Annotated in this window: 15 protein-coding genes; all 15 read right to left on the reverse strand. The window is 71.7% G+C overall.

Annotated features, from left to right (window positions below):
- Positions 1–50 precede the first annotated feature (50 nt).
- Positions 51–1,097 (reverse strand): phosphate acyltransferase PlsX, encoded by a 1,047-nt coding sequence (gene plsX, locus rosag_RS18675; RefSeq protein ID WP_425607521.1) that lies wholly within the window; start codon positions 1,095–1,097, stop codon positions 51–53.
- 2 nt (positions 1,098–1,099) lie between these two features.
- Complete coding sequence (rpmF, locus tag rosag_RS18680) at positions 1,100–1,282, reverse strand: 50S ribosomal protein L32 (RefSeq protein WP_284351688.1); 183 nt, start codon at positions 1,280–1,282, stop codon at positions 1,100–1,102.
- A 121-nt stretch (positions 1,283–1,403) separates the two neighbouring features.
- The gene (locus tag rosag_RS18685; protein ID WP_284351689.1) at positions 1,404–1,937 is read right to left on the reverse strand and encodes a YceD family protein; all 534 of its coding nucleotides are present in this window, start codon (positions 1,935–1,937) and stop codon (positions 1,404–1,406) included.
- Positions 1,938–2,039: 102 nt separating this feature from the next.
- Entirely contained in the window at positions 2,040–2,462 is a 423-nt protein-coding gene (gene ndk / locus rosag_RS18690; RefSeq protein WP_284351690.1) for a nucleoside-diphosphate kinase, read from the reverse strand.
- 50 nt (positions 2,463–2,512) lie between these two features.
- Positions 2,513–3,412, reverse strand: a complete 900-nt coding sequence (locus tag rosag_RS18695) for a CBS domain-containing protein (RefSeq protein ID WP_284351691.1) — start codon at positions 3,410–3,412, stop codon at positions 2,513–2,515.
- A gap of 70 nt (positions 3,413–3,482) precedes the next feature.
- Positions 3,483–4,355 carry a succinate--CoA ligase subunit alpha gene (gene sucD / locus rosag_RS18700; protein WP_284351692.1) on the reverse strand — a complete coding sequence of 291 codons (873 nt, stop codon included), beginning with the start codon at positions 4,353–4,355 and terminating at the stop codon, positions 3,483–3,485.
- A complete protein-coding gene (gene sucC / locus rosag_RS18705; protein WP_284351693.1) occupies positions 4,352–5,494 on the reverse strand; it encodes an ADP-forming succinate--CoA ligase subunit beta in 1,143 nt (380 codons plus the stop codon). Before sucC ends, sucD begins: the two co-directional genes overlap by 4 nt.
- 166 nt (positions 5,495–5,660) lie before the next feature.
- Complete coding sequence (locus rosag_RS18710; RefSeq protein ID WP_284351694.1) at positions 5,661–8,234, reverse strand: UPF0182 family protein; 2,574 nt, start codon at positions 8,232–8,234, stop codon at positions 5,661–5,663.
- 25 nt (positions 8,235–8,259) lie between these two features.
- The gene (locus tag rosag_RS18715; protein ID WP_284351695.1) at positions 8,260–9,651 is read right to left on the reverse strand and encodes a phosphomannomutase/phosphoglucomutase; all 1,392 of its coding nucleotides are present in this window, start codon (positions 9,649–9,651) and stop codon (positions 8,260–8,262) included.
- 160 nt (positions 9,652–9,811) lie between these two features.
- Complete coding sequence (locus tag rosag_RS18720) at positions 9,812–11,359, reverse strand: NADH-quinone oxidoreductase subunit N (RefSeq protein ID WP_284351696.1); 1,548 nt, start codon at positions 11,357–11,359, stop codon at positions 9,812–9,814.
- Positions 11,360–11,363: 4 nt separating this feature from the next.
- Positions 11,364–12,950: a complex I subunit 4 family protein gene (locus rosag_RS18725; RefSeq protein WP_284351697.1), complete on the reverse strand. Its 1,587-nt coding sequence runs from the start codon at positions 12,948–12,950 to the stop codon at positions 11,364–11,366.
- 177 nt (positions 12,951–13,127) lie between these two features.
- On the reverse strand, positions 13,128–14,729 hold the full coding sequence (locus tag rosag_RS18730; protein ID WP_284351698.1) for a complex I subunit 4 family protein: 1,602 nt from the start codon (positions 14,727–14,729) through the stop codon (positions 13,128–13,130).
- A gap of 53 nt (positions 14,730–14,782) precedes the next feature.
- On the reverse strand, positions 14,783–16,996 hold the full coding sequence (gene nuoL / locus rosag_RS18735) for an NADH-quinone oxidoreductase subunit L (RefSeq protein WP_284351699.1): 2,214 nt from the start codon (positions 16,994–16,996) through the stop codon (positions 14,783–14,785).
- Positions 16,996–17,292 carry an NADH-quinone oxidoreductase subunit NuoK gene (gene nuoK, locus rosag_RS18740; protein WP_284351700.1) on the reverse strand — a complete coding sequence of 99 codons (297 nt, stop codon included), beginning with the start codon at positions 17,290–17,292 and terminating at the stop codon, positions 16,996–16,998. The genes nuoL and nuoK overlap by 1 nt, the downstream gene beginning before the upstream one ends.
- Positions 17,289–17,801, reverse strand: a complete 513-nt coding sequence (locus tag rosag_RS18745; protein ID WP_284351701.1) for an NADH-quinone oxidoreductase subunit J family protein — start codon at positions 17,799–17,801, stop codon at positions 17,289–17,291. Before rosag_RS18745 ends, nuoK begins: the two co-directional genes overlap by 4 nt.
- Between the last annotated feature and the right edge of the window lies 1 nt (position 17,802).

A 17,802-nucleotide genomic window follows, 5' to 3' on the forward strand; every position in this document is an offset into this window, starting at 1 on the left:
CGCGGGGCCGGGCGCGCGGTGGGACGAAGACGGCGCCGGGACGGGCCGCCTCAGGCGGCCGGCGCGCCGTCGGTGGCGGCGCGGCTCGCGGTGCCCTCCGCGAGGCGTCGGCCGACGTGCTCGCTCATCCGCGACTCGCTGGCGCGCAGCGCGACCCGGATGGCGTTCTTGATGGCGCGGGGACCGCTCTTGCCGTGCGAGATGATGCTGACGCCCTTCACGCCGAGGAGCGGCGCGCCGCCGTGGTCCGAGTAGTCGAGCTCACGGAACGCCTCCTCGAGCGCGGCCCGCTCGGCACCGAGCGCCTTCGCGAACATGCCCATGAGGGTGGGCGCGAGCGCCTCGTAGAACTTGAGGAGGACGTTGCCGACGAAGCCGTCGCAGACGACGACGTCGATCGGCCCGCGGTCGCACTGCCCGACGGGGATGTCGCGCCCCTCGACGTTGCCGAGGAAGTTGAGGCCCGAGGCGAGGAGGAGCTGGTGCGCCTCCTTCACCGCCGCGTTCCCCTTCTCCGCCTCCTCGCCGATCGACAGCAGGCCGACGGTCGGGTTGGGGCGGCCGAGCATGTCCTCGGCGTAGACGGTGCCGATGCGCGCGAACTGGACCAGCTCCTCGGCGGAGCTGTCGACGTTCGCGCCCGAGTCGAGCACCACGACCGGCTTGCGCGCGGTCGGGAAGAGCGTGCCGATCGCGGGCCGGGCGAGGCCCTCGTGGCGCCCGAGAACGAAAGCGGACGCGGCCATCTGCGCGCCGGTGTTCCCGGCGGAGACGAACGCGTCCGATCTCCCTTCGGCCTGCAGGCGCAGCCCGACGACCATGGAGCTCTGCGGCTTGCCGCGCAGCGCCACGGACGGCTTGTCGGTCATGGTGATGACGTCGGGCGCCTCGACGAGCTCGAGGCGGTCGCGGAGGGCGGCATGCGCCGCCATCTCCCCCGCGAGCAGCTCGTCGATCGTCGCCTGGACGACCGCCGACTGCCCGACCAACTGCACAGTGTGCTCGCGCTCAAGCTCCGCGAGCGCGAGGAGCGCGCCGGCTACCGTCGCCCGGGGAGCGAAGTCGCCCCCCATCGCGTCCAACGCGACGCGCGCCAAGGTCAGGCTTCCTGGGCCGCGGCGCGCAGCTCGCCCGCATAGTAGCCGCACTCGTCGCACAGACGGTGGGGACGCTTCGGGCTGCTGCACTGCGGGCACGCCTGCAGCGCGATGGCGGGCGCGGCCTTGTGCGTGTTACGGGCGCGCTTCTTCCGCTTGGAGGTACGGCGCTTCGGGACGGCCATGGCGGGATACCAGGAGACTAGAGGATCGGTTGTCGCGCGGCGGCACCGGATGGCGCGCGCCGGTCGGCGACGCACCAGACCGCGCAGGGGCGCGGCCCCGCGCGGCGGTCGGTTTTCGAGATCAGCTGGAGATCGGCGGGTCGCCCGCCGCGCCGCCGGTGGCGTCGCGCAGGGCATCCCACCGCGGGTCGGACGCGGCGTGCGTGTGCTGCGGGTCCTCGTTCAGGTCCGCGCCACACTGGGGGCAGAGCCCCCGGCAGTCCTCGCGGCAGAGCGGGAACGCGGGCGCGGCCAGGAGCCACTCCTCGCGAATCGCCGGCCGGAGGTCGAGCAGCCGCTCGCTGGGGTCGAACGGGTACGCATCGGACTCCTCGCCCTCCGCGTCCAGCTCTTCCTCGGCGAAGATCAGGTGCGCGTCGATGTCCACCTCTGACGTCACGTCCGTGAGGCACCGCCGGCACTCGCCCGTCGCCGTCCCCGCCATCCGCCCGCTGAAGTAGAAGCGCCCGGCACCGGCCGCGGACAGACGGCCGGTGACCCGGATGGGCCCCTGCGGAAGCGGATCGCCCTCGACCCAGACCGGGTCCGTGGGCGGCAGCTCCCCGTCGACGGCTTCGGCCTTCGACTCGAGCGAGCGGATGTCAAAGGACAGCATAGCCGCTGAACCTAGCGGCCCCCGGGGGGCAATTCAAGTCGCGCCGGGGCGCGCACTTAGAGCCAGCGGTGCGCCGGCCCGCGGTGCGCGCCCCGCCCCGGCTCAGCCGACGATCTCGGTCTGGGCGAAGAAGAACGCGATCTCGCGCGCCGCGTTCTCGTCCGAGTCCGACGCGTGGATCGCGTTCCGGCCCTTCGACTCCGCGTAGAGCTTCCGCACCGTCCCCTCGGCCGCCTCGGCCGGGTCGGTGGCGCCGATCGCCTCGCGCAGGGCGGCGACCGCGTCCGCCTTCTCGAGCACGATCGGCATGCACGGGCCCGAGGTCATGAAGCTGACGAGCTCCCCGTAGAACGGGCGCTCCTTGTGGACCTCGTAGAACGCCCCGGCCTCGGCCTGGGACAGCTGCTTCGCCTTCCCGGCGATCAGGCGGAAGCCCTTGTCCTCGAGGAGCGCGAGGACCTTCCCCGCCTTGCCCGAGCCGAAGGCGTCGGGCTTGATGATCGCGAGCGTGCGGTTGCCGGCCATTGCGTGAAATCCTGTGAGAGGGGCCCCTGGGCGCGCGGCGAGCCGCGCCGTCAGGAGCCGATCAGTTTGCGGACGATGTCCCCGCGCGTGAGGAAGCCCACCAGGCGCCCCTCGCGCACGACCGGGACCCGGTCGACGTCCTTGTTGGTCATCATGGCGGCCACCTCCGCCACCGGCTGCTCGGGCGAGACGCAGAGCACCTGACGCGTCATGACGTCGCGCACGGTGCGCGAGCGCGCATCGACGACGCCGGGCGCGCCCGGGGCCGGGGCGGCGTGGCCGCGCTGAAGATAGCTGTTCAGGAGGTGCTGCAAGAGCTCGCGCTGCGAGAGCATCCCCACCACCCGCCCGCCGTCGTCCACCACGGGCAGGCCCGCCACGCCGGCGCGGACCATGTCCAGCGCGGCATCCTTGAGCGGCGCGTCCGGCGAGACGGAGCGCGGACGCTCGGTCATCAGGTCGCGCACGATCAGCTGGTCGCGCAGCGCGACCTGCGCGAAGACCGGCAGCGCGGCCAGCGCCTCGGGCGTCGGCTGCGCGACCACCGTGCCCACCACGTCGGGCTTCGAGAGCACGCGCGCGAACGCGCCGACGACCTGCAGGTAGAGCGCGGCCTGCCGCGGCGGCGCGGCGATGAGCAGCACGATGCGCGCGGACTGCGTCTCGTCGCTCTCGCCCAGCTCGCGCTCCACGGGGAGGCGCGTGATGCCGACGGCGACCACGAGCTCCTTCACCGCGTCGCTGCGGTAGTGCAGCAGGAACGCCCGGTCGCCCATGCCCACGAGGTCCTCCGCGCGCTCCTCGGCGAGGCGCGCGCGCAGGCGCTCGGGATGCGCCACCGCGCCGGCCGCGATCAGCCGGTCGAGCAGCGCGCCCGCCGCGTCCTGCAGCGTCGATCCGGGGAGCGGAACGACGACGCGGTCGGGGCGGATGAAGTCGGAGAGATGCATCGCGAAAGAAAACGCTGCGGACTGCGGGCTGCGGGTTCGAATCCGCAGCCCGGAGTCCGCAGCGCGTTCCTCAGTTCAGGCGCTCGCGAACCAGCTCGACGAAGTCGATCGGACGCTGCGCGACGCCCATGCCGGCGGCCCTGAACGCGTCGATCTTCTCGGCCGCGGTGCCCGACGAGCCGGAGATGATCGCGCCCGCGTGGCCCATGCGGCGGCCCGGCGGCGCGGTCTGGCCGGCGATGAAGCCGACGACCGGCTTGGTCATCTTCTCCTTGATGAACGCGGCGGCGTCCTGCTCGTCCGTGCCGCCGATCTCACCCATCATCGCGACGACCTTCGTGTCCGGGTCGTTCTCGAACGCCTGCAGCACGTCGATGAAGCCCGTGCCGTTGATCGGATCGCCGCCGATGCCGACGCAGGTGCTCTGGCCGAGCCCCGCCTTCGTCAGGTGGTTCACGACCTCGTAGGTCAGCGTGCCCGAGCGGCTCACGACGCCGACGTTGCCCGGCGTGCAGATGCGGCCCGGGATGATGCCGACCTTCGCCTGGCCCGGCGTGATCGCGCCCGGGCAGTTCGGCCCCAGGAGGCGCGCGCCCTGCTCGATGACGTACGGGCGCACCTTGAGCATGTCGATGACCGGCACGCCCTCGGTGATGCAGACGACGAACTTCACGCCGGCGGCCGCGGCCTCCATCATCGCGTCGGCCGCGAACGGCGGCGGCACGTAGATGACGGACGTGTTGGCGCCGGTCTCCTTGACCGCCTGCTCGACGGTGTTGAACACGGGCACCGAGCCCTCGAACTTCTGCCCGCCCTTCCCGGGCGTCACGCCGGCGACGACCTGCGTGCCGTACTCCATCATCTGCTTGGCGTGGAACGAGCCGTCGCGGCCCGTGATGCCCTGCACGATGAGGCGCGTGTCCTTGTCGATGAAGACGCTCACTTGCCGCCCTCCGTCGCGAGCTGGACGGCCTTCTTGACCGCCTCGTCCATGTCGGTCAGCGCGGTGAAGCCGTTCTCCTCGAGGATCTTCACCGCGATCTCCTCGTTCGTGCCGGTGAGGCGGATCACGATGGGCACCTTGAGCGGGTTCTGCTTGGTCGCCGTCACGATCCCGTTGGCCACGTCGTCGGTGCGCGTGATGCCGCCGAAGATGTTGAACAGGATCGCCTTGACGTTCGGATCGGCGGTGATGATGCGGAGCGCGTTGACGACCTTCTCGGGATTCGACGAGCCGCCGATGTCGAGGAAGTTCGCCGGCTCGCCGCCGTAGTACTTCACGAGGTCCATCGTCGCCATCGCGAGGCCGGCGCCGTTCACGATGCAGCCGACGTTGCCATCGAGCTTGATGAACGTGAGGTTCGCGTTGCGGGCATCGACCTCGCTCGGCGCCTCGGAGCTCTCGTCGCGCAGCTCCTCGAGGTCCGCGCGGCGCTCCAGCTCGTTGTCGTCGATCACCATCTTCGCGTCGACCGCGATCACCTCACCCTGCGGCGTCACCACGAGCGGGTTGATCTCGGCGAGCGAGCAGCCGTTCTCGACGAACGCCTTGTAGAGCTGCGCCATGATCTTCGCCGCGGCGCGCGCCTGCTTCGCGTCCTGATACAGGAAGAAGCCGAGCTCCTGCGCCTCGAACGGGAGCAGCCCGTAGCGCGGATCGACCGGGAAGTACTTGATCTTCTCCGGGGTCGTCGCGGCGACCTCCTCGATGTCGATGCCGCCCGCGGCGCTGACCATGAAGACGGCCTTCTTGGTCGCACGATCCACGATGATGCCGACGTACGCCTCGGTGCCGATGTCGGCGGCCTCGGTGACGAGCACCTTCTCGACGGTCAGCCCCTTGATGTCCATGCCGAGGATCGCCTGCGCCTTCTCGCGCGCGGCCTCGGGGGTCGGGCAGTACTTCACGCCGCCGGCCTTGCCGCGCCCGCCGACGTGCACCTGCGCCTTCACCATGACCGGCTTGCCGACGCGCTTGGCGATGGCCTCGGCCTGCTCCGGCGTCGTCGCGACCTCGCCGGGCGGGATCGGCACGCCGTAGCGGCGAAGCACGTCCTTCGCCTGGTACTCGTGGATGTTCACTGGGATCTCCGAAAGGTGAGTTGTCGCGCGGTGCGCGTCCCGAACGCCCGCGCCTCGCGCTCGGCCTCCGCGCGATGTCCGCAGCGGGGTCCGACGCGCCCGGCGTGGGCGTCAGGAAGCGGGCAAGCTACCCGGCCGGCGGGCCGGCGGGCAAGCCAGAGGGGCGCTAGCGCGGCCGCGCGCCGACGGCAGCGCCGAGCGAGTCGAGCGCCGCGCCGAAGCGCGCCCAGTCGCCGCGCTGAAGCGCCTGCCGCATGACGTCGTACAGGCTCCGCGCGCGGCCGAGGCGGTCGGTGCCGGACGTCGTATCGCCGGGGATGACGACGCCGCCGAGGACGCCGGACAGCGACCGGCCGGCGCGGACGCTGTCGGCGGTCGCGAGCGCCACCGCGGCCACCGCGGGCGCGTCGCGCGACTGATCGTACGTCGGCTGCAGGAACGTGAGCGCGCCGCGCACCGGCAGCGCGCGCAGCTGCCCGCGCACGGTGCCGGCCGGCGGCGTGGTCGCGGGCCGCGGCGCATTGGGCTCCGGCGCGGCGCGCGCGGGCTCCAGCACCGGCGTGGTGACCTCGCGCATCCGCTCCGTCAGCTCGGGCCAGCGTGGGAAGGCGCCGTTGGCGGGCATCCAGAGCGTCCGCGGCGCGGCGCCGCCGACGGCAATCAGCGCCCCGTCCACGCGGCTCGCCGCGTCGAGCAGCGGGATGGTCCACGAGGCCACCGGCGCGCGCGCGAGCGGCGGCAGCGAGTCGCCATTCGCGCGCGCGAACGCCGGGAGCGGGAGCAGCGTGACCGCCCGCGGCGCCAGCCCTGCCGCGCTGTCGCCGGCGGCGCCGCCGCTGAGCCGGCGCGGCGCGACGCTGGTCGCGCCGCGCGCGCCGTACTGCGCGAAGACCCAGCCCTGCACCAGCACCGCGTCGATCGGCGGCGGGATCGCGCCCGCGAGATCGGGCGGCAGCGCGGCGCGCGGCTGGAAGAGCCCCGGGAAGCGTCGGATCCAGACGCGCGCGAGCGCGCCTGGCGCCGCGTCCGCGACCAGCTGCACCGCGCCCGACTGCGCGTTGACGATGGCCACCGCCGCGTGCTGGAAGTAGCTCCGCTCGCGTCGCGTCACGGCCCAGTGCCCGCTCAGCGGATACGCGTCCGTCGCCGCGTAGAGGTGCACGATCCAGTGCAGCGAGTCGGCGTGCAGCGCGGGATAGATCGCCTCGCCCTGCGTGAAGAAGGGCACCAGGGCGCGCAGCCGCTCGCGCGGATCGCGCCGGAGCACCAGCTCGGGCGACGCGGTGCGCTCGAGCGCGACCGAGAAGGCGAGCCGCAGGTCGCGGCGGGCCCACGCGTGCGCGAGCCGCGCGCCCCATCCCACGACGGGATCGCCGACGATGCCCTGCGCGGGATCGCTCATCACCGCGGGGCCGATCGCGTCGGGATGCACGAGGACGCGCACGCCGCGCCCCGCGTCGCTCAGCGGCCGCGAGTCGCTCGTGACGGCGAGCGGCGAGCCGTCGCTCTCGGTGCGCACCGCGTCCACCGTGACGACCGTGAACTCGGGGAGCGTGTCCTCGGTGGGCGTGACCGCCGGGCGCTCGACGACGATCGCGCGCAGCGCGCCGTCCGGTCCCGCCGCCCATCCGACGTCACCGACGGCGGCGCCGCCGCGTCGCAGCCGCTCCATCGCGCGCAGCAGCACGGCCGGATCCCACACCGACGTCGCGCCGGAGAGCGCCGCCAGCGAGTCCAGACCGTAGCCGGCCGGCGCCGCCGTGACCGCATCCGCCGCGTAGGCGCGCCGCGTGTACAGCGCGCGCGTGGCGGCGTACGACGCCTGGAGGCGCGTCAGCTCGTCGGGCGCGGTGAGCTGCGTGACGACGACGGGCGCGAGCCAGCGCGACGCGAACGTCACCACGAGCACGCCCGTGACGACCCAGAACGCGAGCCGCGGCTGCCCTGCCCATCCGGCGCGCAGGACCGCGAGGCTCGAGAGCCCGGTGAGCACCGCGAGCGCGAAGCGGATCGGCAGCCCGATGCGATGGTCCGCGTAGGTGAACAGCCCGCCCTCGCCGCTGCCGGCCACCAGCAGCCCGAACGCGTCGAGGCGGTGGCCCCACGCGAGCAGCAGCAGCAGGCCGACGCCGAGCACCGTGACGTGGCGCCGCACGTGCCCGCTCATGCGGATGCGCCCGCGCACGATGCGAAGGCCCGGCGTGAGCGCGTAGCACGCGAGCACCAGCGCGCCCACGGCCAGCAGCACGAACAGCGCCCACGTGTACAGCGCGTGCTCCAGCGGCAGCCAGTGCACGTGAAACGCGAGGTCGTGGCCGGTGAACGGCTCGATCTCGCCGAACGACGCGCCGGCGCCCAGCGCGACGACGGGCATCCAGGTGTCCAGCGGCAGCGCGAGCAGCGCGCCGATCGCGAGCGAGATCGCGGCCGCGCTCCACAGCAGGCGCCGGCCGGGCACCGTCTCGCCGATCTCGAGGTCGCCCAGCCGGCGCGGGAGCACGACCTTCTCGACCGAGCTCACCACGCCGTACAGGTTGGCGAAGCAGACCGCCGCCGCGACGGCCGCGCACAGGCCGCGCAGCAGCCAGAGCGCCGCCTCGCGGGCGCGCCACACGTCGAGCGCGCCCGGCCCCAACGCCGCGTACCACCGCCGCTCCACCACCACCTCGGCCACCGCGCGGCCGAGCAGCAGCAGCGCGGCGATGCCGAGGAGCAGCGCCAGCCAGTGGCGGCGCGTCACGCGCGGGGCGTCCTGGTGTCGCGCCTCAATGCCCCACGCCGGGCGTCGGGTCCACGCCCTGCGACCGCAGCCATCCCTCCATCTCGGCGCGGATCTCTTCCAGGCGCTCCTGCGTCAGTGCCTCGAAGCGCATGACCAGCACGGGCTGCGTGTTCGACGCACGGATCAGCCCCCAGCCGTCGCCGAAGAGCACGCGCACGCCGTCCACGTCCACCACGTCGTGCGTGCCGCGGAAGTGCCGCACCGCGTCGTCGACGATCGCGAACTTGCGCTCCTCCGGCACGTCGACGCGCAGCTCCGGCGTCGAGACGAACTTCGGGACGTCCGCCAGCAGCTCCGAGACCGACTTCCCCGAGTCGGCGACGATGCGCAGCAGGCGCGCCGCGCCGTAGAGCGCGTCGTCGTGCCCGTAGAAGCCCTCGGCGAAGAACATGTGGCCGCTCATCTCGCCGGCGATCGGGGCGTGCGTCTCCTTCATCTTGTCCTTGATGAGGGAGTGGCCCGTCTTCCACATGATCGGGTCGCCGCCGGCGGCGCGGATCGCGTCGGGGAGCGCCTGCGAGCACTTCACGTCGAAGATCACCTTCTGCCCCTTCCCCGTGCGCGCCAGCACGTCGCGCGCGTAGAGGATGAGGATGTGGTCACCCCAGATGATGTCGCCGTTGTCGTCGATCAGGCCGATGCGGTCCGCGTCGCCGTCGAAGGCGATGCCGAGGTCCGCGCGCTCGCCCTTCACGGCGGCGATGATGTCGGTCAGGTTCTCGACGACCGTCGGATCCGGGTGGTGGTTCGGGAAGGTGCCGTCGCTCTCCGCGAAGAGGTGCGTGACCTTCGCGCCCAGCTTCTCGAGCAGCTGCGGCCCGACGATCGCGCCGGCGCCGTTGCCGTAGTCGGCGACGACGTGGAGCGGGCGCGAGAGCTTCCCGGTGCGCTGCACCACGTCGTCGACGTAGCGGTCGAGCACCGCGACCTCGCGCACGCTTCCCTGCCCGCTCGGGAACGCGCCCGCGACCGCGAGCTGGTAGAGCTCCTGGATCTCGTCGCCGTGCATCGAGTTCTTGCCGACGGAGATCTTGAAGCCGTTGTACTCGGGCGGGTTGTGCGAGCCGGTGATCTGGATCCCGCCGACGACCGGCTCGTTGTGCAGCGCCCAGTAGGTGATGGGCGTCGGCACGACGCCGATGTCGACGACGTCGAAGCCGCACTCGTTGAGGCCCGCGACGAGGCCGTCGCGGAGCATCTGCCCGCTGGGCCGGTTGTCGCGGCCGACGGCGACCGCGCCCGAGATGCCGTGCTTCGCGAGATAGGCGGCGTAGGCGCGGCCGAGGGTGCGCGCGACGTCGGCGGAGAGGTCGCGGCCGACGATGCCGCGCACGTCGTACTGTCGGAAGATCTGCTGCCGGAGCTGGTCGGCCATGCGACGAAAGGCGGAGGTCAGGGGAGCATCGCCCCGGCGAGCACGCCGCGGAGGAGGCGGCGTCGCGCCGGCGAGTATCGCCAACGACGGGTGTCCGGGCAAGCCGAGGGCCGGCGCGCGGCCGGCCCTCGGGAGCGTGCGTGCCGCGCGACCGGCGGCGTCAGCGGGCCGTGACGCGGAGCGGGTCGGCGTCGGGCCGCACGGGCGCGGGCGACGGGCGCGTGACCGCCGTGGCGGGCTCCAGCGAGCTGGAACGGGCCCAGCGCACGATCGGCGTCGGGTAGAGGCCGAGCACCAGCAGCAGCCCCGCGGCCCCGAAGATCACCGTCTGCGTCCAGCGCGGCGCCGCCGGGAGCGCGGGCGCGTCGGCGGCGCGCGGCCGCATGAACATCACCATGATCACGAACAGGTAGTACCCGGCGGAGATGACCGAGGTGATCACGAGCAGCACCGCGAGGCGGGTCTGCGGCGCGGGCGCCTGCAGCGCGGCCTGCAGGACGTACCACTTGGCGAAGAAGCCCATGCCGCCCGCGATCGGGAAGCCGAGCAGCGCGAGCATGAACACCGCCATCGCGATCGCGAGGCCCGGCCGGACCGAGAAGAGCCCCGACCAGTCGCGCACGTCGGTCGGCCGCTCGGCGCCCTCGTTGAGCGCCATGACGACCGCGAACGCGCCGACCGTCGCCAGCGTGTACGCGAACAGGTAGAAGACGAGCGCCGCGGCGCCGGCCGTCGTGTTGGTCACCAGCGCGACCATCAGGTAGCCGGCGTGCGCGATGCTCGAGTACGCGAGCATGCGCTTCAGATTCCGCTGCGACAGCGCGATCAGGTTGCCGAGCACCATCGTGATCGCGGCCATCCACCAGATGACGTCGTGCCAGCGGACGAACATGCCGGCGAAGCCCTCCATGAAGACGCGCGCGAAGGTCGCGAACGCCGCCGCCTTGACCGCCGCCGCCATGAAGGCCGTGAACGGCGTCGGCGCGCCGTCGTACACGTCGGGCGTCCACATGTGGAAGGGCGCCGCGGCGACCTTGAAGGCGAAGCCGACGAGCATCAGCGCGAGCCCGATCACGAGCATCGAGCCGGGGCCCGTGGGCGCGCTCGCCATCGCCGCGCCGATGCCGGCGAGGTTGGTCGAGCCGGTCGCGCCGTAGACGAGCGCGACGCCGTAGAGCAGGAACGCCGTCGAGAACGCGCCGAGCAGGAAGTACTTGAGCGCCGCCTCGGCCGACCGCGCGCTGCGGCGGTTGATGCCCGCGAGCACGTAGACCGCGATCGACATCAGCTCGATGCCGAGGAAGACGAGGATCAGGTCGCGCGCGCCGGCGAGGAGCATCATGCCGGACGTCGCCAGCAGCGTGAGCGCGTGCGACTCGACCGCGACCGGCTCGCTGCGCCGGCCGTAGTCGTCGGAGAGCGCGATGCTGAGGATCGTGCCGACGAGGATCACGATGTCGGCGGCCCAGCGGAAGTTGTCGATCGCGATGACGCCTGGCCCCGCCGTGACGGCGTTCAGCGACATCCAGCCGATGGCCGCCATCGCGGCCAGGCAGACGCCGATCGCGCCGACGGCCACCGGCCGGCCGGGCGCGCCCTCGGGTCGCCAGACGCCCCAGAGCAGCAGGAGCATCGCTCCCCCCACGACGACGAGGTCGGGGAGGAGCGCGGTGAGGAGCGCGGACGGGACGGTCAGGTCGAGCGGCATGGGGTCAGGGCTGGACGGCGGTGCTGGTGTCCGGGACGGCGGCCAGCTGCGCGCCGCGCTCGACCTGCTGGACGAGGCGGCTGGCGGCGGGCTCCATGCGGCGGAGCACCGGGCCGGGCGCGAGCCCGAGCCAGAGGATGGCCACGGCGAACACGCCGACGACGGCGAGCTCGCGGCGGTTCAAGTCTACCAGGGTGGCGTTCGCCTCGCCCCGGAGCGGATTGAAGAGCACCCGCTGCACGCCCCACAGGAGGTACGCAGCGGCGAAGACGACGCCCGTGGAGGCGATGATGACGAACAGCGGCGCCGTCTGGTAGGCGCCGAGGAGCGTCACGAACTCGCCCACGAAGCCGTTGGTGCCCGGCAGCCCGATGGAGCTGAGCGCCACCAGGAGGAAGAACGCGGAGAACATCGGCACCGAGCGCGCGATGCCGCCGAACTTGGCGATCTCGCGCGTGTGGGCGCGCTCGTAGAGCATGCCGATCATCAGGAAGAGCGCGCCCGTCGAGATCCCGTGGCTCACCATCACCATGAGCGCGCCCTGCACGCTCTGGGTGGTGAGGGCGAAGATCCCGAGCATCACGAAGCCCAGGTGGCTGACGCTGGAGTACGCCACGAGCTTCTTGAGGTCCGGCTGCACCATCGCCACCAGCGCGCCGTAGACGATCGACACGACGGCGAGGCCGAGGATGATCGCGCGGACCGTCGGGTGCATCGCGGCCGCCGGGAAGAGCGGCAGCGCGAACCGCAGGAACCCGTAGGTGCCCATCTTCAGCATGACCGCGGCGAGGATCACGCTGCCCGTCGTCGGCGCCTCGACGTGCGCGTCGGGGAGCCAGGTGTGGAACGGGAAGAGCGGCACCTTGATGGCGAAGGCCAGGAAGAAGGCGCCGAACAGCCAGAACGTCGCCGCCCCGGTGTGCCGGAAGTTGGCGAGGATGTGCTCGTAGGCGAAGCTCGTCGCGCCGGTGCCGGCCCACAGCCAGATGATGGCGAGGAGCATCAGCAGCGAGCCGAACATCGTGTAGAGGAAGAACTTGACGCTCGCGTACGTGCGCCGCTCCCCGCCCCACATGCCGATGATGAAGTACATCGGCACCAGCATGATCTCCCAGAAGATGTAGAAGAGCAGCAGGTCGAGCGTGACGAACACGCCCACCATGCCGGTCGTCAGGATCAGCAGCAGGATGTAGTGCGTCCGCAGCTTGGTCCGCACGCTCGTCCAGTCGCCCATGAGGGCGAGCGGCATGATGAAGGTCGTGAGCAGGATCATGAACAGCGAGATCCCGTCGACGCCGAGCGTGAAGCGCGCGCCCCAGTCGGTGATCCAGGGGAAGTCGACGCGGAACTGCCACGCGGGATCGGCCGGGTCGAACGCCCACCACATCCCGGCCGACAGCAGCGCCTCGATCAGCAGTGTCCCGAGCGCGATGGCGCGGACGCGCCGGCCGTCCACGTACTCCTCCTCCGTGTCCGGATGCTTCGCCGGACGGACCGCGACGCCGATCAGCAGCGCGCCGATCAGGGGCACGACGAGGAGCGCGGGAAGGATCCACGTGGCGTACTGCACGGCGGCGAGCCAATCACGCATGTACCGACCTCCCGGTGGACGTCCCGGGACGCGCGCGTCCGGCAGGGCGCACGCGCCATCGAGACGATGACGCGAAACGAACCGGTGCAACGGCGGCAAGTTGCACCCCGGCCCAGGATGCCGGAAGGTGCGGGCGGACGGCGTCGGGACGCACCCGGGGAGGCTCGGGCGGATCCCCTACGGCTGCGCGGCGGGCGCGCGATCGGGCGCGTGATCGAGCGCCGCGCTGGAGGCCGTGCTCGACGCGTCGCGCGTGACCTGCTCCACCACGCGCGCCGCCGGTCCCTCGAGGCGGCGCAGCACCGGCGCGGGCGCGATCCCGAGCCAGAGGATCGCCACCGCGAACGCCGCCATGACGACCATCTCGCGGCGGTCCAGGTCCTTCACGGTCCCGGTCTCCGCCGGGTTGTGCGGGTTGAAGATCACGCGCTGGAGCGCCCACAGCAGGTAGACGGCGGCGAGCACCACGCCCGTCGTCGCGATCACCGACGCGACCGGGTACACGCGGTACGAGCCGATGAGCACCAGGAACTCGCCGACGAAGCCGTTCGTCCCCGGGAGGCCGATGGTGCTGAGCGCGGCCAGCAGCAGCGACGCGGCGAACAGCGGCGCGATGCGGGCGATGCCGCCGAAGCGCTGGATCATGCCGGTGCCGGTGCGGTCCTGCAGCATGCCGACCAGCAGGAAGAGCGCGCCGAGCGAGACGCCGTGGCCGATCATGACCATCATCGCGCCCTGGATGCTCTGCACCGTCAGCGCGAAGATCCCGAGCACCACGAAGCCGAGGTGGCTCACCGAGGCGTACGAGACCAGCTTCTTGAAGTCGGGCTGCACCATCGCGACCAGCGCACCGTAGATGATGCCGGCGACCGCGAGGCCGATGATCGTGACCCGGACCGTCGGATGCAGCGCGGCCGCCGGGAAGAACGGCAGCGCGAAGCGCAGGATGCCGTACGTGCCGACCTTCACGCCCAGCGCCACCGCCCCGCTGGTGGGCGCCTCGTGCTGGGCGTCCGGGAGCCAGGTGTGGAACGGGAAGAAGGCGCTCTTGATCGCGAAGGCGAGGAAGAAGCCGAGGAACAGGTACGTCTGGACCGACTGGCTCAGCGCCCCGCGCGTCGCCACCAGCAGCGCGTCGTAGTTGAACGTCCGCGAGCCGCCGGCGACCCAGAAGGCGACGATCGCGACCAGCATCAGCAGCGAGCCGATGAAGGCGGCGATGAAGTACTTGTGGCTCGCGCGCGCGCGGTCCTTCCCGCCCGAGATCCCGATCATGAAGTACATCGGGATCAGCACCAGCTCCCAGAACACGTAGAACAGGAGCAGGTCGAGCGAGAGGAAGACCCCGATCATGCCGGTGACGAGGATCAGCAGCAGGCCGTAGTAGCTGCGGATCTTGCTCGTGACGTTGCTCCAGCTGGCGAATACGGCCAGCGGCATGAGCAGCGTCGTCATGAGCACCATCACGAGCGAGATGCCGTCGACGCCGAGCGTCACGCGGGCGCCCCACTCGGGGATCCACGGCATGTCGACGCGCGCCTGCCAGTCGGTGAGCGTGGGGTCGAAGATCGCCCACAGGCCGAGCGCCATGAGCGCCTCGCCGATCAGGACGCTCATCGTCAGCACGCGCACGTCGCGCCAGGGCGCGAAGCCCGGGTCGCGGCCCGGAAGCGCGGTGCGGCCGAACATGAAGATCAGCAGCGCCCCGAGGAGGGGCCACACGAGCAGCGCGGGAAGCACCCACTGATCGAGGTGCAGCGCGGCGATCACGTCACGCATTCCGCGTCGGGTCGTTCGGGGAGAGGAGAGGAGCGGTCACGGGCGCCGGCCGGTCAGCGGAAGGCCACGGCGCCGATCACCACCAGCGCGCCGACCGCGATGATCCACGCGTAGTTGCCGACGTTGCCGGTCTGGATGCGCGCGCCGGCCCACGCGACGCCGCGCATCAGGAGCGCGCTGCCGTTCACCAGGACACCGTCGATGAGCCCGACGTCGAGGCCGCGCCACAGCACCTTGCGCGAGATCGCGACCGTGGGCTCGATGATGAGACGGTCGATGCCCTCGTTCACGTAGTACGCGTGCTCGACGGCGTCGCCGAAGCCCACGGCCGCCTCGGCCTCGCGCTTGGGCCGCAGCGGCGCGCGGTAGCGCATCGCCGCGAACAGGATGCCCACCGCGCCCACCGCGACCGCGGCGCCGATCAGCGCGTACTCGGTGGAGTGCGAGAGGTGCGCGGCCTCGCCGCCGGCGAGCGCTTCGGACGCGCGGCCGACGACGGGCGCCAGCCAGCGGTCGAGCGCCCCCACCCCGCCCATCCAGCCGAGGATCGCCGGGATGTTCAGCCACCCGCCGAAGACCGTGAGCACGCCGAGCACGAGGAGCGGGCCGGTCATGATCCACGGCGCCTCGTGCAGGTGGTGCCGCTCGTCCTCCCCGGTGCGGTTCGCGCCGTGGAAGGTGTAGAGCATCATCCGCGTCATGTAGATCGCGGTCAGCAGCGCGGTGATCAGCCCCAGGACGTAGATCGCGTACAGGATCGCCGAGCCCGGGATGCCCGCGATCGACAGCTCGGCGATGGCCGAGTGCTGCGCGGCGGCGAACACCGAGCCGAGGATCTGGTCCTTCGAGAAGAAGCCCGAGAAGGGCGGCACGCCCGAGATGGCGAGCGTCGCGGCCCACATGAGCGCGAACGTCACCGGCATGAACCGGCGCAGCCCGCCCATGTTGCGCATGTCCTGCGCATCCTCCTCGCGGTGCGTGTGGTGGTACGCCTCGTGGAGGGCGTAGATCACCGAGCCGGCGCCGAGGAAGAGCAGCGCCTTGAAGAAGGCGTGCGTCGCGAGGTGGAAGACGGCCGCCGAGTACGCCCCCACGCCCGCGGCCACGAACATGTAGCCGAGCTGCGAGACCGTGGAGTACGCGAGGACCTTCTTGATGTCCCACTGGCGGAGGCCGATCGTCGCCGCGAACAGCGCGGTCAGCGCGCCGGTGAGCGCCACCAGCAGCGAGGCGAACGGCGCGAGCGCGAACAGCACGCCGCTGCGCGCGATGAGGTAGACGCCCGCCGTCACCATCGTCGCCGCATGGATGAGCGCGGAGACCGGCGTCGGACCGGCCATGGCGTCCGGCAGCCAGATGTAGAGCGGCAGCTGCGCGCTCTTGCCGGCGCACCCCAGGAAGAGGAAGAGGCAGATCGCGGTGATGACGGCGCCGTTCGCCGCCAGCGTCCCCGCCGCGGCGTTCACGCCCGCGTAGTCGAGCGCGCCGAGGTTCGCCCACAGCAGGAACATCGCGACCAGGAAGCCGAAGTCGCCGATGCGGTTGACGATGAACGCCTTCTTGCCGGCGTTCGCGTTGGCCTCGTCCGAGAACCAGAAGCCGATGAGCAGGTACGAGCAGAGGCCCACGCCCTCCCAGCCCACGAACAGCACCGGATAGCTGGCGCCGAGGACGAGGATGAGCATGAAGCAGACGAACAGGTTCAGGTACGCGAAGTAGCGCGAGTACCCGGGATCCGTCCGCATGTAGCCGATGCTGAACAGGTGGATCAGGAAGCCGACGCCGGTGATGATGAGCGTCATCAGCATCGACAGCTGATCCAGCTGGAAGCCCCACTCGATGCGCAGGTCGCCCGCGGGCATCCACGAGCCGTAGGTGCGCGTGAACGGGCCGGCCGTCCCCAGCGCGCTCCCCGCCCCGCGCATCGCGAGGAACATCATCACGGCGAGCACGAACGCGACGCCCACGACCGCGGGCCCGACGAAGCTCGACAGCCCGTTCCAGCGCGAGTGGAACGTCGCCGTCTCGGCGTCGTACGCCTCCTCGTGCGCCATGTCGGTGTGACCGGCCTCGGGATCGTGCGACGGATCCTCGGGCCCGACGTGGTAGGCCGGGAAGATCGAGAGCGCGCCGTTGATGACGAAGCCGAGGAGCGGCAGGAGCGGCAGCAGCCAGACGTACTCCGCCACCGTGCCCGCCAGCGGGTGGGCCGCCGGCGCGGACGCGGAGGCGGCCTCCGCGGCGGCCTGCAGGAGTGGGAGCAGCATCAGCCCTTGAGCAGGTTGATGTTCGCGAGGTCCACGGTCCCGAAGTGCCGGTAGACCGCGATCACGATGGCCAGCCCGACCGCCGCCTCGGCGGCCGCCACGGTCATCACGAAGACGACGAAGACCTGCCCCAGCGCGCCGCCGTGCAGCTTGGAGAGCGCCACGAAGCTGAGGTTCACGGCGTTGAGCATCAGCTCCACGCACATGAAGATGATCAGCGCGTTGCGGCGCGTGAGCACGCCGACCACGCCGACCGTGAACAGGATGGCGCTGAAGAAGAGCGACTCGGCGATCACGCGCGCCCCCGGCGCTTGGCGAGCACCACCGCGCCGACCAGGGCGGCCAGCAGCAGGATGCTCGTGACCTCGAAGGCCAGCAGATGTTCGGTGAACAGCGCCTCGGCCACCGGCGCCACGACGTTCGTCTCGCGCACCGTCACCGGCTCGATGACCGGCAGGCGCAGGTTCGACAGCGAGAGCAGCATCGCGAGCAGCACGATGCCGACGGCGCCCGCGCCCAGGCGCACCTTGTTCTCGCGGAAGTCGGCGGCGATGTCCGCGCTGCCCAGGTTCAGCAGCATCACGACGAACAGGAACACGACCATGATCGCGCCCGCGTACACGAGCACCTGGATGGCGCCGACGAACTGCGCGTCCAGCATGATGTACTCGGCGGCCAGGGCGAACATCGTGCTCACCAGCCAGAGCGCCGCCGCGACGGGGCTCTTGCGGGTGATGAACAGGATGGACGACGCGACGGCGAGCAGCCCGAAGAGGTAGAAGTGGAACTGGTAGAGAAGGCTCATG

It is taken from the genome of Roseisolibacter agri, assembly GCF_030159095.1.
GTDB lineage: Bacteria > Gemmatimonadota > Gemmatimonadetes > Gemmatimonadales > Gemmatimonadaceae > Roseisolibacter > Roseisolibacter agri.

Bases quoted from the DNA above. Each gene is read 5' to 3' on its own strand.
- rpmF (WP_284351688.1), bottom strand. From the start codon at position 1,282: ATGGCCGTCCCGAAGCGCCGTACCTCCAAGCGGAAGAAGCGCGCCCGT.
- rosag_RS18685 (WP_284351689.1), bottom strand. From the start codon at position 1,937: ATGCTGTCCTTTGACATCCGCTCGCTCGAGTCGAAGGCCGAAGCCGTC.
- ndk (WP_284351690.1), bottom strand. From the start codon at position 2,462: ATGGCCGGCAACCGCACGCTCGCGATCATCAAGCCCGACGCCTTCGGC.
- rosag_RS18695 (WP_284351691.1), bottom strand. From the start codon at position 3,412: ATGCATCTCTCCGACTTCATCCGCCCCGACCGCGTCGTCGTTCCGCTC.
- rosag_RS18715 (WP_284351695.1), bottom strand. From the start codon at position 9,651: ATGGCCGACCAGCTCCGGCAGCAGATCTTCCGACAGTACGACGTGCGC.
- rosag_RS18720 (WP_284351696.1), bottom strand. From the start codon at position 11,359: ATGCCGCTCGACCTGACCGTCCCGTCCGCGCTCCTCACCGCGCTCCTC.
- rosag_RS18725 (WP_284351697.1), bottom strand. From the start codon at position 12,950: ATGCGTGATTGGCTCGCCGCCGTGCAGTACGCCACGTGGATCCTTCCC.
- rosag_RS18730 (WP_284351698.1), bottom strand. From the start codon at position 14,729: ATGCGTGACGTGATCGCCGCGCTGCACCTCGATCAGTGGGTGCTTCCC.
- nuoL (WP_284351699.1), bottom strand. From the start codon at position 16,996: ATGCTGCTCCCACTCCTGCAGGCCGCCGCGGAGGCCGCCTCCGCGTCC.
- rosag_RS18745 (WP_284351701.1), bottom strand. From the start codon at position 17,801: ATGAGCCTTCTCTACCAGTTCCACTTCTACCTCTTCGGGCTGCTCGCC.